This is a genomic window from Cyclobacterium plantarum, from assembly GCF_011290685.1.
Classification (GTDB): domain Bacteria; phylum Bacteroidota; class Bacteroidia; order Cytophagales; family Cyclobacteriaceae; genus Cyclobacterium; species Cyclobacterium plantarum.
In genome coordinates this window covers 364967-381833 of the sequence record NZ_JAANYN010000001.1, presented here as the reverse complement: position 1 = coordinate 381833, position 16867 = coordinate 364967, and the positions used below count along the sequence as shown (strand labels likewise).

Here is a 16867-nt window from a genome sequence, read left to right as displayed (position 1 = left end):
TTTAAATCATGCCTTCATCTGCAAAGCTAAAATAGCCAACATCTGTGAAAATAACATGATCTAATACAGGAAGCTCCAAATTTTGACCCACCAGGCACAATTTTTTGGTAAGGTTGAGATCCGCTGTAGACGGCTTAAGGCTTCCTGAAGGGTGATTGTGTACCAATATTATCGCATTGGCAAGGTATTCCATTCCATATTTAAAAATCAATTTGGGATCGGCAATGGTAGCCGAAGTGCCGCCCTGGCTGATCAATTGCTTTTTGATGACCAGATTACTGCGGTTTAAAAATAGGGCATAAAAAAATTCGACAGATTCGTCCTGCAATTCCTGACGCATTAACTGATACACATCTGCCGAAGAGTTGATTTTGGTTTTTTTCTGGGGTTCAGCTACCTTTCGCCTTCTTCCCAATTCCAGAGCACTAACGATGCTTATGGCTTTTGCCTCTCCTATGCCTTTGAATTTTTTTAAATCATTGACAGAGAGTTTGGCAAGTTGGGCCAGGTCATTGCCTACGCTCTTCAGGATGATCCTGGACAGGTCCACAGCACTGAGGTACCGGGTACCGGACCCAATTAAAATGGCAATCAGTTCCGCATCCGTTAAATGGGACTTGCCCCTGAGTAATAATTTTTCCCTTGGCCGGTCTTCTTCTGCCAGTGCAGAAATGCGTATTGATCGATAATCTTCCATGGTAAAAAATCAATGCTGACACAAAACAAGCACCCTGGCCAAACCAATGCGCCACCAAACCCTACTACATTATCGTTGATTTCAGCGGAGTACCCACTAAAAATATAAAAAATTAGACATAAAAAAAACCCTGCTTCTCAATGCAGGGTTTTTTTTATGTTTTGAATTGACCGGTTTACGAAAGGGTATTTACGAATTTGGTCAATTTTGACTTTTTATTGGCTGCATTATTTTTGTGAATCACATTTTTCTTGGCCAGCCTGTCGATCATGGAAGTGACTTGTTTCAACAGTTCCTGTGCCTCAGACTTGTCCTCCGTGTTTTTCAATCTTTTGATAAAGGTCCTGGTAGTTTTGGCCTGGTACCTGTTCCTCAACCTTTTGGCTTCATTTGCACGAATTCTCTTTAAAGCCGATTTGTGATTTGCCATATGTTTTTATGATTAACTTTTTCTTGTTCTTTTATGGATCGCAAATTTAACTGTTTAATTTTTAATTGCAAAACAATTGCCCAAATATACCCTGAAATCTGCTAACCTTTCCACTTTTGTTGATAATCAGCAGCTTGTTTAGCTCCAACGCTTAAAATCTGAAAGGTTTTTCTCTCCCCATGAACCAATGATACAAACGTACGTCATCTTTTAGTTTATCTTAAATCATGATTTTAATTTTCTCTATAATTTATTAAATTATACATTCATTTATACTTGTATTTACCCATGCGGATGGTCTTTTTGATGGTGGTCCTACAAATTACCAGCCTGAACCAGGTTTCGGGCTGGGGCTTTTATGCGCACAGATTGATCAACCGCCAGGCCGTTTTTTCACTCCCCCCGGAACTGATGGTATGCTTTAAACCCCACATCCGGTTTATTAGTGAAAAAGCAGTAAATCCAGACCGGAGGAGGTATGCCGTAAAAAGAGAAGCCGAAAAACACTTCATTGACCTGGATGTTTACGGGGATAGCGCTTTGGTATTATTGCCAATCTTCTGGTCCGATGCGGTCAAGCAATTCGGTGAGGACAGCCTCCGTATGTCTGGTATTGCTCCATGGAGTACTTACCAGACATTTTTGCAATTGACCCGGGCATTTGAGCGAAAAGATTTACAGGCCATTCTGCGCCTGGCAGCAGATCTGGGTCATTACATTGGAGATATTCATGTCCCTTTACATACCACCAAAAACTATAATGGGCAATTTACAGGACAATACGGCATTCACGGATTTTGGGAAAGCCGACTCCCGGAGCTTTTTGCTGCTGATTACAATTTTTTTGTCGGAAAAGCGGAATATATTCCCAATCCACAAATCCTGATATGGGAAACCGTCGGGCAATCCCATGCCGCACTGGACTCGGTTTTGGCTTTCGAAGCAAGACTGACTGCACGCTTCCCGGAGGATAAAAAATACAGCTTTGAAGAAAGAGGCGGGATCAACACCCGGGTTTATTCAAAAGCATTTAGCCAGGCATACCACCAACTGCTGGCCGGGCAGGTGGAACGACAGATGCAGCATACCATAAAAATGATAGCTGACTTTTGGTATACAGCATGGATTCTAGCCGGTCAGCCTGATTTGGAAGTAGACTCCGAACCCTTGGAAGAAAGGGACAGCCTGTTTGTGCCTGATAATTCATTAAAAAATATCCGGCAACATGAAACCAGCATCAATGGTTTGCCAGAACTTTTTTGGAAGAGTTCAGGTAAACCCCAATACTTTTGGCCAATCTTTCAAAAGTATCGCGAAAAACGTCCTCGTTTTCTTCCAATAGGGTGACCCTGAATCCCCTCAAATCTGAACAAAAAGAACTAACGGGCACCACACAGATTTTTTCTGAGGCCAGCAAATTATACACAAACCGCTTGTCATGGGGCATTTCCTTTTCCTGCAGCCATTTATCAAGGTAATCTCTAACTCTCTGATCGCTGACAGGCAAGGATTGATGCTCATCCAGTACGCCTTCATCGAAGATCACGGTATTGTAAAAGGCCCCTTTTGTTTTGTTAAACTTTATGCCTTTTACACCTCCCAATACCTCCTCCATGATCCGGCTTCTTGTACCAATGGCCGCATTGGCTTTTTTCCTGTAGGCTTTATAATTCGGGTGACTCATGATTTTGGGGATTGCCAACTGGGGAAGGGTAGTAGAACAAACCTCTATCATTTTGGCATTCTCCAGCGTGGTACAGAGTTTTGAAAACTCCTCCGAGGTATGTTTGTTATAAAACTCCATCCAACCACAACGGGAACCCGGCCAGGGAAATTCCTTGGAAATACCCTTAAGGGAAATTCCGGGAAGGTCCTTCCCTAATATTTCTGAAAGCCCAATAGCCTCATACCCATTATAGGTGATATTTTGGTAAATTTCATCAGCGATCAACAACAGGTTAAATTCCCGGGCTATCTCCACAAAACGATCCAACACCTCCCTGGGATAGACCATGCCGGTGGGGTTATCTGGATTGATGATCAGTATCCCCACTATGGAGGAATTGTATTTTACCTTATTGTACAAATCATCCATGTCTGGATACCAACTGTTGTCGGGATCGAGATTATAGGTAATGGGACTGGTATTGGCATGAGCGGCCTCAGCTGAGCTGTGGGTTGAATAGGCAGGTGAAGGACCAATGATCCTGGCAGTCGGTATAAGAAACTGATAGAGTTTGGCTATACCATCCCCCAATCCATTGAAAAAAAGAATGTCTTCAGGACCAATCTGAACTCCCCCTTTTTGGTTGTTGCATGTTGCCAGAAACTTTCTCGTGGCCATCATGCCCTTGCTGTCGGCATAACCATAGCTGTGATCATCCTGCACCAAGCCCGCTACGATTTCCTTCATCCAATCGGGGATGATGTTGTTTTTTTGAATGGGGTCACCAATATTCTCCCAGGTAATGTCATACCCCAACTCTTCGATCATGCGGGCTTTTTTTACTATGCCCCTGATCTCATAATTCAATTCCTCAGCTCCCGGACGCAATAACAACTGTCTCATCATAAATTCTGCGGTATTCCCTATTAAAATACAAAGAAACAAAAAAGCCTATTAAGCCATTCACTTTTAATAAAAAAAAGAAAAGCTTACTGCTCTCCGATACATGCTTTTCTGAAATTCCAATTTGAAGTGCATGAATTACATAATCAGCCAACCGGAGTTTAACCCCTAATTAAATACTTTTTACTGAAAAAAACTGTCTTAACAAACTGAATCAGAACAAATCCATTAATTTACAAGGGAATGAGTCCTTTATTCTTAAAAATTGAATGTTTTTTACCTGAATTCAGAACATTTTCGGAGAAAGTATACCTGCCCCATTTCTATAAAAAATAAATTTCTGAAATCAATGGCTTTATTATGGGACATATACCATATCCGGATCAAAAAGAAAGGCACCTGGAAATCAGGTGCCTTTCTTTCCTGCTAAGGGAAATTTTAAAATGACCATTAAAGCCACTACATCAATTTCTTGTATTTAATCCTCCTTGGACTTACATCGCCCAGTCTTTTTCTTTTGTTTTCTTCATAGTCCGAGAAATTTCCTTCAAACCAGTAAACGGAGCTGTCTCCCTCGAAGGCGAGAATATGGGTACATATCCTGTCCAGAAACCACCTGTCGTGAGAAATGATCACTGCACATCCTCCAAAATTTTCCAAAGCCTCTTCCAGCGACCTGAGGGTATTGACATCCAGGTCATTGGTAGGTTCATCCAGTAACAATAAATTCCCACCCTTTTTCAGGGTCATGGCCAAATGAACACGGTTTCTTTCCCCGCCGGAAAGTACACCTACCTTTTTTTCCTGATCTGCTCCGCCAAAATTAAAGCGGCTGACATAAGCCCTGGCGTTGATTTCCTTATTTCCCAGTTGGATAAATTCATTTCCTTCAGAAATAATCTCGTATACAGACTTTTTGGGGTCCAAATCATCATGTTCCTGATCTACATAGGCAATCTTAACAGTTTCTCCAATTTCAAAATGGCCGGCATCAGGTTTTTCCTTGCCTGTAATCATATTGAACAAAGTGGACTTGCCCGCTCCGTTGGGTCCTATCACTCCTACTATGCCTCCCTGGGGAAGCGAAAAAGTAAGGTCATCAAACAGCAATTTGTCGCCAAATGCTTTTGAAACACCTTTTACCTCGATCACCTTGCTGCCCAGACGAGGGCCTGGTGGGATGTAAAGTTCAAGTTTCGCTTCTTTTTCCCTTGCCTCTTCTCCTACCAGTTTATCGTAAGCATTTAACCTGGCCTTACCTTTAGATTGTTTGGCCTTGGGTGACATGCGGATCCATTCCAACTCTCTTTCCAGCGTTTTTTGTCTTTTGGATTCCGTTTTTTCTTCTTTTTTCAAGCGGTCCTGCTTTTGCTCCAACCAACTGGAATAGTTGCCCTTCCAGGGTATTCCCTCACCCCGGTCCAGTTCCAGTATCCAGCCTGCCACATTATCCAGAAAGTAACGGTCGTGGGTCACTGCAATGACTGTACCCTTGTATAATTTAAGGTGTTGCTCCAGCCAAAGCACTGATTCGGCATCAAGGTGGTTGGTAGGTTCGTCCAGCAGCAATACATCCGGCTCTTGTAAAAGGAGTCTGCATAGGGCAACCCTTCTTTTTTCTCCTCCGGAAAGATTTTCGACAATTGCATCAGCCGGGGGCAACCTGAGGGCATCCATGGCTTTTTCCAGCAAGGTTTCCAATTCCCAGGCATTGGCAGCATCCAGTTTTTCCTGAACCTCCCCCTGCTGGTGGATCAATTTATCCATGGCATCAGGATCTTCCATCACGGCGGGATCCATGAATTTTTCATTAATGGATTCAAATTCTTTGAGCAGGTTGATGGTTGATTCAACGGCTTCTTCCACTACTTCTTTTACTGTTTTGGCAGGATCCAATGCCGGCTCTTGCTCCAGCATTCCCACAGAATACCCCGGAGACCAAACCACTTCCCCCTGATATTCGGTGTCCTTACCGGCAATGATGCGTAGCAGGGAGCTTTTACCGGAGCCATTAAGGCCTAACACGCCGATCTTGGCACCATAAAAAAATGACAGATAAATATCTTTAAGTACTTTCTTCTGTGGGGGATAGATTTTAGAGACCCCGGCCATAGAAAAAATTATTTTTTCATTACTCATGGTTCTTTTACGTTTAATTTAATCAACAAAGATGGTAAAAAATCCGCTTTCTTAGGATAAATGAAGCATTATTAATTAATTTGCAGAAATTGGAAAAACCACATCAGAATTACAACCAACCTTGCTGATCATGACGGAGCATCCTTATGGATATATAAAAGAAGACAAAATTTATTTAAAGGGTTTTTTAGGCCAGGAAGACCGGGTTATCGGAGAGGTGAAGGAGGATGAGGCATCCACAATCCGCTATTTCGAAGACCGGTACAAAACGATAAAAGCCAAAGTAGAAAAACTTAAATCAGACATCCAGGAAAACCAGAACAAGGGTTCCTTTCTGATGAAACTGATCCACCTGAAAAATTCCTTGATGAGTTATGATGGATTGGGAGATTTTCCGGCTTTGATACGGGAACTGGAGGAGCAGGAAGCTTATCTGGAGGAAATCATCCAATCTAACCGGAAGAAAAATCTGGAAATCAAAGAAGCCTTGATAGAAGAGGCTGAAGCCATTAAAAACAGTACTGATTGGAAAGAAGCTTCTGAAGCATTTAAGGAACTTAAGCTGAAATGGCTCAAAACGGGACCTGTGGAGAAAGAGATCGAAGAAGAAATAGAAAATAGGTTCCAGTCTATTCTGGACGTGTTTTATGGAAACAGAAAAAACTATTTTGACGGACTGGCACTTCAGGCAGAACAAAACATAAAGGTCTACGAAAACTTACTCGAACAAGCGCGGGAGGCCCATGACATGGCCGACGTAAAAACGGCATTTGAAATCAGCAAAAAAATTCAAAAGCAGTGGAAAACTTCTGGAAGGGTTCCTGCGGCGAAAAGACAGCCTATTTGGGATGAATTTTCGAAATTAAACAACCGGATTTTTAGCAGGTATAAACGAATGGCTCAAAACGCACCCAAGCTGAGTCCTGGCCTGATGATCAAAAAAATAGAAAAGTTGGCTGAGGAGATGAAGTTGCTTTCCCGGGGAAAGGTAGATGGAAATAAATTGGCTCAGGCCAAAAAGTTGCAGGCGGAATGGAAAAAATTACCGCCAAAAAAACCCAGGAACGCACAACAAAGTATTGGTTCATTCGTATTCTTTTCCGAAATCGTTTTTGAAAAATCCTTTCTGGACAATCTTTGTAATTCAAAATACCCTGGATTTGAAAACAAACCTATTGAGGAGCAAATCACCATCAAATCCGGTTTACTTAAAGATTTGATTGCGAGAGATCAGCGGGAGCTGACCACTGTAAAAGAAAATGCGGAAAATTTCAGGACCCAGGAAGATGGTTTTGACCAAATGATGCGAAGAAAAATCGGCGCCTACAAACGAAAAGTCGATGTTAAAAACCACATATTAAAAGAACTTACAAACAATTGAACCATAATTGGTTGAGATTTAAAAAGAATTTATATTTTTGCACCCCGTTCAAGGGGACGTATAAACTTGTGTAGACTATGTATTGGACTTTAGAACTTGCCTCCTATTTGGAAGACGCTCCGTGGCCTGCCACTAAAGATGAGTTAATTGACTTTGCTATCCGTTCAGGGGCACCGTTAGAGGTGGTAGAAAATCTTCAGGAGTTGGAAGATGATGGTGAACCTTATGAAAACATTGAGGAAATCTGGCCCGATTATCCAACCAAAGATGATTTCTTCTTTAACGAAGATGAATATTAAAAATCAACGTCTTCCTCAAACGGAAGACGTTTTTTATTCCACTCCTCTCTAAATATTTTTTTGAATACCGGTTGGCTGTTACTTCTTAGATCCTCAAAGCTTTTCTGAGTTTTACCATGCCCGATTTGCTCACTGGTAGTTGGGTGCCATCCTTAAGGTACACCAGGTAATTTTCTTTTTGATAGGATTCTATTTTAATTATTTCCAGAATATTGGCCAAATAAGATCGGTGAACCCTGATAAACTCCAAAGGATCCAGCATTTTTTCAAGATCGCCCATGGTAGTTAATTTCAGGTAGTGTTTACCCTCTGAGAAAATTTTAACATAGTCGCCGTCTGCCGAAATATAGGCGATATCTTCTACCGGAATGATGTGAATCCTATTGCCTGTTTTGACCACCACACGGCGAAGATATTCTCCAGATAAGTGCTCTCTTATCAGCATATCGGCTTTTTTAGTGGGATCGACTGATTTATGGTTTTCACTCAATACTTTATCCAGAGCTTGTTTCAACCTTTCCTTAGAAAAGGGTTTCAACAAATAATCCAGGGCTTGCTGATCAAATGCCTTGATTGCGTAAGCATCATAAGCAGTGGTAAAGATGACTTTTGGGGGTTTTTCCAGAAGTTCGAGCATTTCAAATCCATTTATTTTTGGCATTTGAATATCCAAAAACACCAGATCAGGCTGCATTTCAGTGATGGCTTTATGCCCTTCAAATCCATCATTGCAAACACCAACCACCTGGACTACAGGAAAATCCTCCAGGTAATCCTGCAGCAGGTCCTGCGCCAATGGTTCATCGTCTATAATCAGGCAGCGTATCATAAAAGAAAGGGAATTTTTAATGTGGCTGAAAATTGACCGTCCAAATGGCTGTAGGAAAGCAGGTCTTTCCTGCCGAAAATGAGGAACAACCTTCTTTCCAGGTTTTTTAGGCCAAATCCGGCACCAGTGGCTTTCCCCGGATTTTGTTCTGTTGGATTCTGAACCGAGAGTGCCAACATGTTTTCCCGTTTTGTCGCCTTTATCCGGATGGTAATTGGTCCGGTGGTGCCGTATAGCCCGTGCTTCACCGCATTTTCCACCAAGGTCTGAATCAAAAGCGAGGGAAGTTTTACCTCAGTCAATTCAGGGGGAATTTCAATTTCATAGCCCAAACGATGACCGAACCGAATTTTTTCCAAAGCAAGGTACTGTGAAATAACCTTAATTTCATTTTCCAGGCTTTCCCATTTCTTTGGATCCTTATTCAAATTTTCCCGATAGAAATCGGCCAGGCCCTGAACCATTTCCCTGGCTCTCTCAGGATGCTTGCCCAAAAGCGCATTGATGGAATTCAAACTATTGAACAAAAAATGCGGCTGCATTTGCTGCCGCAGGTAATGTAACTCCGCATCTGTGGTCAGCTTCTGTCTCAACTCTCCCTGTTGCATCAGTTGAAAACTTTTTACGGTGGTCTTTCCTGACATTATTTGTAAAGTTACCAGGTGAAATAACAACAAACCCACAGTAACCCGGATTGGAAGAGACACATCAAAAAGGGGTAAAAATTCCTGGTCCCCCAACAATTCCCCTTTCCAAACCAGCCTGCAAAGAAAAACCAGGGCCAGGCTAAACAATAGCGAAAACATCAATGCCGGCCAGGTCCTGAATTTTCCAATCGGGTAATAATACACCATCAGGTTCAACCCAAAAACGCCCAATCCAAAAGCCAGCATGCACATAAGCCCATCCTGAAAGGCCCATACCCAATCCTGGTGCTGGAAAAAGGAACAGGAAAACAGGCCCACAAAAACCATCAAAAGGAAGGATACATCGTCAAGCAACTCCCCGGTAATCCTGTATGATTTTCCTGTGGTATTCATTTTCCGGCAACTATCAATAAGAGGAGATTTCTATTCCCCCAAAAATAACCGAACCGGTGATGAGCAATTTCTTCTCCGGATCCTGGGTAGCCTGGTGCAGGTACCGCTTGTCTTCTACTCCGGCTGCCAGATTGCTCACTCCCAACTGAACATCCCAGTGGGGCGGGACAATGAGCTTGACCCCTCCAAAAACTACCGAAACCTTCAATACTGCCTGCTCCTGGATATCGGCATGCATCAAATCTACATCCGTACCGCCAAAAACAGTGGTGATTTCACCGCCTTTGAAATTTTTAGAAATCACCTTTCTCTTCAGACCACAAAAAAGGGCTTCCACATTCAGGTAGTCGGAATTGTTCTTCATTTCTCCTTCAGTGGCCCCTCCTGTTCTCAGCTTTTTTTCCCACTTGTCATAATTCCCTTCCCAATCCTTCCAGTTGATCGCCGGATTATTGTTCTTTTTGAAAATGATGAAAAGGCCAAGCACAATTAAGCCTACCGGCAGCAGGTATGGACCCAATTCATAGGGAAGAAATATTTTATCCCTCAGCAGAAAAAAGCCACCTATAAGCAGCAGCACTACCGAACCTGTATTCTGGAACCCATTCTTATAGCCTGAATACAGCCCGATAGCGATCAATATCATGGGCCAGGAAAATAACCAGCCCGGGATGAATATGCCCGATTGCTTTAAAAGGAGCAGGGCACCAATGACTAAAATCAGAAGCCCAAGGGCATGATTTCCGTTTCTTTTGTTTTTCATGGCATGTAATGTTGATTAATGGGTCGAATATACCGGCTGAAAATCGTTTTCTAAAGGTCAATCCTGTAAATCCAAAGCAGGCATCGGTAAACAGCATGGTTTTCCCGTTAAACCTGTCACCGGGATTTATTAAGCAGGAAGTCAGCATACACCAAATCTTCAGGCGTGGTCAGCTTAATGTTCTCCAGGTTACCTGGAATCAGGTGGACCTCCCAGCCCTGATTTTCATAAACTGTAGCGTCATCGGTAAAGAAATCCCTTTCGCCAACAGCAAATGCTGCTTTGATTTTTGCCAACTGAAAAGTCTGCGGCGTCTGGACCAAACGGTACTGCTGCCTGTTCCGATATGAAGAATGGCCGTCATCAAATACCTCCCTGATGGAATCCTTTAATGAAACGGCGGCCACCGCACTCCCTCTTTTTGCCGCCTCCACATAACTTTCGTGAATTACTTCCAAACTTACAAATGGCCTGACACCATCATGTATGGCTACCAGCCCCTCTGTGGAAGCGATGCCCTCAAGCCCATTACTCACACTTCCAAACCTGCTGGCTCCTCCTTTCACCAAGGTATGGGGAACGGAAAAATCATGGGCCAAACACAAATCCCTCCAAAAGGAAAAATCCTTTTCAGGGAGTACCAAAAGTATTTCCATTTTCTCGTCATAGGCATGAAACCTATTTAAAGTATGCATCAGTACCGGTAAATCACCAATGATTTGATATTGTTTTGGTACAAGCCCTCCCATGCGTTTCCCGGAACCTCCTGCAACTATAATGGCATATTTAGCATCTTTATTTCCCATGGCTCAACTCACCAATAATTTGGAACAAACCAAAGCGGAAAGCACCTCCCGATGACCTGAATACTCGACTTTCATGTTCCTGTCAAAAGCCTCCACTTCCAGAACTTCTACTTTTACACCAAGTGCCAGCTCCTTGCTATTAAGATATTTCAAAAATTCATCAGAAGTATGGCCCAGTGCTTTCAGTTCAACCTGCTCTCCAGGCTGGCAATCTGCCAGCGGTCGGTATTCCTGCACAGCAATCTGCCCGTTTTTGTTGGGAATAGGAGAACCATGCGGATCTCTCTGGGGATAGCCCAGCAATTCATCCATCCGGTCAAAAAATGCCGGGGACTGAATATGCTCCAGCTGCTCAGCAATATCATGAACCTCCTCCCAGCCAAAACCCATTTTCTCTACCAGGTACATTTCTGTCAACCTGTGTTTCCGGATTATCCTCGCGGCCATTTTCCGGCCTTTGTCCGTTATCTTTAGTGGTTTGTATTTTTGGTATTCCAACAATCCCATACCTGCAAGTTTTTTTACCATGCTGTTGACGGAGGGCAGACTAACCTCCAATGCCTGGGCTATGCCCGTGGTGTTTACCTCATCAGTGGATATGGCCTGATTAAAAATTGCTTTTAAATAATTTTCTATAGACTGGCTGTTCATGAACTCAAATTTGAAAACAAATATAAAAAATAATTAAAATAAATTTGTTAGTCTATTCTAACTATTTAAATTTGCCAAAGCTAAACACTGCTGAAAATTCTTGTTTGGTAAATCATAAGCAGAAATTTTCTGGCTTTAAATTTATCTCTGCCAGGAAAATCAGAAATATATTTCATCACGCTACCAAAAAATCAAGCGCATGTTTGACAAAATCATCGAATATTTGGGAAGCATTTCGCCCGTTAATGCTGCATTCATTGCCACTTTATTCACATGGCTTCTGACAGCTTTAGGTGCGGCCTTTGTCTTTTTTTTCAAACAAATGAATCGGCCTCTTTTAGATGCCATGTTGGGTTTTACGGGAGGGGTAATGATCGCTGCCAGCTTTTGGAGTTTGCTTGCTCCGGCCATCAGCATGAGTGAGGGGGAGGGATTCATTAAAGTATTCCCCGCTGCTATCGGATTTGTGGGGGGCTCCTTGTTTATATTTTTTCTCGACAAATTTCTTCCTCATCTCCATGTAAATTTTAAAAAAGCAGAAGGCATAAAAACCCCATGGCAGAAAACCACCCTACTGGTTTTGGCCATTACCATGCACAATATCCCGGAAGGTTTGGCGGTAGGGGTTTTGTTTGGCGGCGCAGCCTCTGCTATTTCAGAGGCCACTATCTCTGGGGCAGTAGTTCTGGCCCTGGGTATCGGCCTTCAAAATTTACCGGAAGGCATTGCCGTTGCCGTTCCCCTTCGCCGCATGGGCATGAGCCGGAGAAAAAGTTTCTTTTTCGGTCAATCATCCGCTCTAGTAGAGCCAATTGCCGGGGTACTTGGCGCAGCAGCTATTACTATTTTTACGCCTGTCCTCCCTTATGCGCTGGCCTTTGCGGCTGGAGCCATGATTTTTGTAGTCATCGAAGAAGTAATACCTGAAACCCAGCAGGATGGGAATACCGATCTGGCCACGCTGGGCTTTATTGGAGGCTTTACCATCATGATGATCCTGGATGTAGCCCTGGGCTAAAGGTTTTGACCTGTTGTTACCGCGTTTGATACACTTCAGGATTGACCGGATAAGGAATTTCCTTTCCCTTTAGTCCGGCAATGATGTTTTCCACGGCACAGCGGGTCATTTCATCCCTGGTCTCCTTAGTGGCCGAGCCAATGTGGGGAAAGACCACGGCATTGTCCATGTCCAGCAAGGGGTTGTTTGCTTCCATGGGTTCTGGATTGGTCACGTCGATACCTGCTCCCCAAATGATCTTTTGATCCAGAGCTGCTATCAATTCCTCCTCCTGATGAACCCCTCCCCTTGCGGTGTTGATGAAAATGGCCGAGGATTTCATCTTTTTAAACTGCTCCATGCCAAACATTCCCCTGGTTTCCTCAGTCAAGGCGGTATGGACAGATACCACATCACTCTGCTCCAGCAATTCATCAAAGCTTACCTTTGTGGCACCATAGGCCTCTTCTGCCCTTTTATTGCTGCTGCGGTTGTGATAGAGTATTTTCATGCCCCAGGAACGGGTGCAAATTGCTGCAAGTTCGGCTCCTATTCTTCCCAATCCAACAATTCCCAGCGTTTTACCCGCCAGATCAAAGCCCAAGCCCTCGGTTGGCTTGGCAATACCCCATTCTCCCTTCTTAATTCTCTTGTGATGGTACAAAGCCCTCCTTGCTACTGTCAGCATGAGTAACAAGGCGGTTTCAGCGGTGGCTTTGTTCAGTACATTGGGTGTATTGCCCACAGGTATGCCTCTCGCGGTAGCCGCTTCTATATCCACGCCATCGAAACCTACAGAATGAAGGGCCACTACCTTGAGATGTTTACATTGCTCAAAAAAATCTGCATCCAGACCGGCCTGACCCGCACTTAAAAAAGCATCATGCCCCTTACAAAACTGAATGGCCTGCCCCCGGTCCAATATCGGCTTTTCCTTCCAGACGGTATAGGCGATTCCTGCTTCTTCCAGCATCCGGTAACCACGTTCCGGGATGATTTTATTGATAAATACTTTCATTGTTTAAAATTTAGACACTTCCGTAAATCCGCATCCCAATCCTATACTCAACTGATTAAGAAGGAGTAAAACCTGTCAGGTTTCATCTACTCAAAGATCGTTGTTGTTTGAATATCAACAAAAACCTGACAGGTTTGGAGATTTTAATTATTTTAAAATACCGGCAAGAACCAAAATTCATGATTTTTATAAAACCCAAGCATTGCCGGAATGAATTTTATTTCACATATCTGAAATCAAAATCGGCATCAAAATCTTCCAAAAAGCCAACAATCAATCCGATCACGTTTTCGATATCCTTTTTGTTTGCCGTTTCCACTGTGGTATGCATGTACTTGATCGGAAGGGAAATCAAGGCGGAAGGAACACCCCCATTGGAATAAGCAAAAGCATCGGTATCAGTGCCGGTACTTCGTGATGAAGCGGATCTTTGGAAGGGAATGTCTCTGCTTGTGGCACTTGCTATGACCAGATCCAACAACTTTTTATGAACAGCTGCCCCACAAGTAAGTACCGGTCCATTACCGGCAGTGTAATCCCCGCTGGTGATTTTGCTGTACATGGGAGCGGTAGTGTCATGACAGACATCAGTGATGATGGCTACATTGGGCTTGATATTGGCAGCGATCATCTCTGCCCCACGCAAGCCTATTTCTTCCTGAACGGCATTTACAATATACAGCCCAAAAGGTAGGGACACCTTGTCTTGCTTGATTTTGCGGGCCACTTCAGCAATCATGTAACCGCCAATTCGGTTGTCCAGCGCCCTGCCTGAATAATATTTATTGTTTAACTGGGTCAACTCATCTTTGAAAGTTACCACACAACCCACATGGATGCCCATCTCCAACACTTCGTCTTTTGTTCTGGCACCTACGTCTATGAAAATATTCTCCATTTTGGGAGTTTCCTCCTTGGCTTTATCCCTTACATGTATGGCTGGCCAGCCAAATACCCCGGGTATTATCCCCTTATCAGTATGAATATTTACCCGCATGGAAGGTGCTATCATATGGTCCGATCCACCATTTCTGATTACATAGATGTATCCTTCGGGTGTGATGTAATTGACAAACCAGCTGATCTCATCTGCATGGGCTTCAATCACCACCTTGAATTTTGCATCAGGATTGATCACCCCAACTGCCGTACCATAAGCATCTGTAAAATAGTCATCCACAAAAGGGCGGACATAATCCAGCCATATCTGTTGCCCTGATGCTTCAAAGCCTGTTGGCGATGCATTGTTTAAATATTGATAAAGAAATTTTTCGTTAGTATTCATTGGTGATTTTTTTTGAATGCCTTGCATTTATCAAAGGCAGTTTTGCCTTCTTGTTGTTCTAAATGAATTAAAGGGTAAAAATACAGATTAGATGGGGTTAAAAAAACGTAACCGTAGATTTAGACAAAATAAACCCATGCCTGAGTGGCATGTGAAGCCTAAACCTATGTGCAATCCTGGACGCCTTTTGAGCTATCTCCTCTTTACAAAAAGCATCGCAATGCTATGAACATGCTCGTTTTTTGTACCTTGAAATAACTGAAAATCCACTACCGCCTTTCCCCTCATTCAAGCGTTGAGGATACACTAGAGGGGTATGTTGCCGTGTTTTTTTCTGGGCAATTGATCTACCTTGTTTTCGAGCATCTTAAAACCCCTGATCAACTTGAAGCGCGTCAGGGAAGGCTGAATTACCTCATCGATAAATCCTCTTTCGGCCGCCAGATAGGGATTGGCAAACTTCTCCGAATATTCCTGCACTTTTTCTTCCAGCCTTTTTTCGGGATTTTCTGCCTGGGCAATTTCATTTTTAAAAATAATGGCAGCTGCTCCTTTAGGACCCATGACCGCAATTTCGGCTGTGGGCCATGCGAAATTCAAGTCCGCACCAATATGCTTGGAGTTCATCACATCATAGGCCCCTCCATAGGCTTTTCGGGTGATCACTGTGATCCTGGGAACGGTAGCCTCTGCAAATGCAAAAAGCAGCTTTGCTCCATGACTGATAATACCGTTCCATTCCTGATCTGTACCCGGCAGGAAACCAGGGACATCCACCAGTACCAAAAGCGGGATATTAAAACTATCACAGAATCTGACAAACCTGGCGGCTTTAACCGAGGCGTGTATATCCAGCACGCCGGCCAGTGCCGCAGGCTGGTTGGCCACGATACCAATAGACCTTCCAGCCAATCGGCCAAAACCAACCAGTATATTTTTGGCAAATTCCTCATGCACCTCCAAAAAACCACCTTCATCCAACAGGGCAGACAGCAGCTCATGCATGTCATAGGGTTGATTCGGCCTTTCTGGTATAATCACATCCAAAATAGGGCGGGTTTCATCAGCAGGCTTGTAATGGGCCAAAGGAACATCGTCCTCACAGTTTTGTGGTAAATAGGCCAGCAATTTGCGGACTTCCTGCAGGCATTCCCATTCATTCTGACAGGAAAAATGAGACACCCCACTCTTGGTAGCATGGGCTGTGGCTCCTCCCAGTTCTTCAGCACTGACATTCTCCTGGGTTACCGTTTTGACCACATTGGGGCCGGTCACAAACATGTAAGCGGAACTATTTACCATAAAAATAAAATCCGTAATGGCAGGAGAATACACTGCCCCTCCCGCACAGGGACCCATTATCACTGAGATTTGAGGAATTACCCCGGAGGCTTTGGTGTTCCTGTAAAACACATCTGCGTAACCTCCCAATGAGTTGACCCCCTCCTGTATCCTGGCCCCACCAGAATCATTTAACCCAATCACAGGTGCTCCGTTTTTCATGGCCAAATCCATGATTTTGCAGATTTTTTCCGCATGCGTTTCTGAAAGAGATCCACCAAACACAGTAAAGTCCTGAGAAAACACATACACCAGGCGCCCTTCAATGCTGCCATAGCCGGTCACCACCCCATCCCCCAAATACTGTTGCTGGTCCAGGCCAAAATCCCTGCTCCTATGTACCACAAAGCGATCCAGCTCTTCAAAGGAGTCCTCATCAAGTAACAAGAGTAGTCTTTCTCTGGCACTGAGCTTTCCTTTTTCATGCTGAGCCTGCATCCTTTGCTTTCCCCCTCCTTTAAGGGCAAGTTGGTTTTTGGCGTCAAGTGTTTCAAACTTTCCCGGCTTGTGTTTTTTTTTCTCCATATCAATCAAATATAGTCAGTGGAGAGCAATAGGAAAAATATGGGCCTTTCTTATTTTGAAGCACGTGCAGGTATGGATTTTAGGTATAAAAAACTGT

16 protein-coding genes are annotated in these 16867 nt (G+C 43.6%); 4 read left to right on the top strand and 12 right to left on the bottom strand.

Annotated features, from left to right (window positions below; all coding sequences use genetic code 11):
• Position 1: 1 nt before the first annotated feature.
• Both radC and rpsT read right to left on the bottom strand, forming a co-directional pair.
• Positions 2 to 697, bottom strand: coding sequence for a RadC family protein (gene radC, locus G9Q97_RS01615; RefSeq protein ID WP_166142476.1), 696 nt, complete (start codon positions 695 to 697; stop codon positions 2 to 4).
• Between the two features lie 175 nt (positions 698 to 872).
• Complete coding sequence (gene rpsT / locus G9Q97_RS01610) at positions 873 to 1127, bottom strand: 30S ribosomal protein S20 (RefSeq protein WP_166142474.1); 255 nt, start codon at positions 1125 to 1127, stop codon at positions 873 to 875.
• 288 nt (positions 1128 to 1415) lie between these two features.
• Here rpsT and G9Q97_RS01605 point away from each other — a divergent pair, with 288 nt between their 5' ends.
• On the top strand, positions 1416 to 2474 hold the full coding sequence (locus tag G9Q97_RS01605) for a zinc dependent phospholipase C family protein (protein WP_246255325.1): 1059 nt from the start codon (positions 1416 to 1418) through the stop codon (positions 2472 to 2474).
• Here G9Q97_RS01605 and G9Q97_RS01600 read toward each other — a convergent pair.
• Positions 2365 to 3696 carry a pyridoxal phosphate-dependent aminotransferase gene (locus G9Q97_RS01600; protein WP_166143438.1) on the bottom strand — a complete coding sequence of 444 codons (1332 nt, stop codon included), beginning with the start codon at positions 3694 to 3696 and terminating at the stop codon, positions 2365 to 2367. The two genes, G9Q97_RS01605 and G9Q97_RS01600, sit on opposite strands and share 110 nt — an antisense overlap.
• Before the next feature lie 459 nt (positions 3697 to 4155).
• Positions 4156 to 5835: an energy-dependent translational throttle protein EttA gene (ettA, locus tag G9Q97_RS01595; protein ID WP_166142472.1), complete on the bottom strand. Its 1680-nt coding sequence runs from the start codon at positions 5833 to 5835 to the stop codon at positions 4156 to 4158.
• Positions 5836 to 5965: 130 nt separating this feature from the next.
• Here ettA and G9Q97_RS01590 point away from each other — a divergent pair, with 130 nt between their 5' ends.
• Positions 5966 to 7216, top strand: a complete 1251-nt coding sequence (locus G9Q97_RS01590; RefSeq protein WP_166142470.1) for a DUF349 domain-containing protein — start codon at positions 5966 to 5968, stop codon at positions 7214 to 7216.
• A 77-nt stretch (positions 7217 to 7293) separates the two neighbouring features.
• On the top strand, positions 7294 to 7515 hold the full coding sequence (locus G9Q97_RS01585) for a DUF2795 domain-containing protein (protein WP_010855875.1): 222 nt from the start codon (positions 7294 to 7296) through the stop codon (positions 7513 to 7515).
• A gap of 85 nt (positions 7516 to 7600) precedes the next feature.
• On the opposite strand, the gene G9Q97_RS01580 is transcribed toward G9Q97_RS01585, so the two are convergent.
• The 5 genes from G9Q97_RS01580 to G9Q97_RS01560 all read right to left on the bottom strand — a co-directional run bounded on the left by G9Q97_RS01580 (position 7601) and on the right by G9Q97_RS01560 (position 11604).
• Entirely contained in the window at positions 7601 to 8344 is a 744-nt protein-coding gene (locus G9Q97_RS01580; RefSeq protein WP_166142468.1) for a LytR/AlgR family response regulator transcription factor, read from the bottom strand.
• Entirely contained in the window at positions 8341 to 9384 is a 1044-nt protein-coding gene (locus G9Q97_RS01575; protein WP_166142466.1) for a sensor histidine kinase, read from the bottom strand. Before G9Q97_RS01575 ends, G9Q97_RS01580 begins: the two co-directional genes overlap by 4 nt.
• Before the next feature lie 13 nt (positions 9385 to 9397).
• Positions 9398 to 10147: a LiaF transmembrane domain-containing protein gene (locus G9Q97_RS01570; protein ID WP_166142464.1), complete on the bottom strand. Its 750-nt coding sequence runs from the start codon at positions 10145 to 10147 to the stop codon at positions 9398 to 9400.
• Between the two features lie 116 nt (positions 10148 to 10263).
• Positions 10264 to 10953 carry a 2-C-methyl-D-erythritol 4-phosphate cytidylyltransferase gene (locus G9Q97_RS01565; protein WP_166142462.1) on the bottom strand — a complete coding sequence of 230 codons (690 nt, stop codon included), beginning with the start codon at positions 10951 to 10953 and terminating at the stop codon, positions 10264 to 10266.
• A 3-nt stretch (positions 10954 to 10956) separates the two neighbouring features.
• Positions 10957 to 11604: a metal-dependent transcriptional regulator gene (locus G9Q97_RS01560; protein WP_166142460.1), complete on the bottom strand. Its 648-nt coding sequence runs from the start codon at positions 11602 to 11604 to the stop codon at positions 10957 to 10959.
• 199 nt (positions 11605 to 11803) lie between these two features.
• On the opposite strand from G9Q97_RS01560, the gene G9Q97_RS01555 reads away from it, so the two are divergent.
• Complete coding sequence (locus tag G9Q97_RS01555; protein ID WP_166142458.1) at positions 11804 to 12622, top strand: ZIP family metal transporter; 819 nt, start codon at positions 11804 to 11806, stop codon at positions 12620 to 12622.
• Positions 12623 to 12638: 16 nt separating this feature from the next.
• Here the strand turns inward: G9Q97_RS01555 and G9Q97_RS01550 are convergent, their stop codons facing one another.
• From G9Q97_RS01550 to G9Q97_RS01540, 3 genes are all read right to left on the bottom strand, one after another.
• Positions 12639 to 13619, bottom strand: coding sequence for a 2-hydroxyacid dehydrogenase (locus tag G9Q97_RS01550; RefSeq protein WP_166142456.1), 981 nt, complete (start codon positions 13617 to 13619; stop codon positions 12639 to 12641).
• 217 nt (positions 13620 to 13836) lie between these two features.
• A complete protein-coding gene (locus tag G9Q97_RS01545) occupies positions 13837 to 14904 on the bottom strand; it encodes a zinc-binding metallopeptidase family protein (RefSeq protein WP_166142454.1) in 1068 nt (355 codons plus the stop codon).
• Positions 14905 to 15210: 306 nt separating this feature from the next.
• Positions 15211 to 16770 (bottom strand): acyl-CoA carboxylase subunit beta, encoded by a 1560-nt coding sequence (locus G9Q97_RS01540; protein WP_166142452.1) that lies wholly within the window; start codon positions 16768 to 16770, stop codon positions 15211 to 15213.
• Between the last annotated feature and the right edge of the window lie 97 nt (positions 16771 to 16867).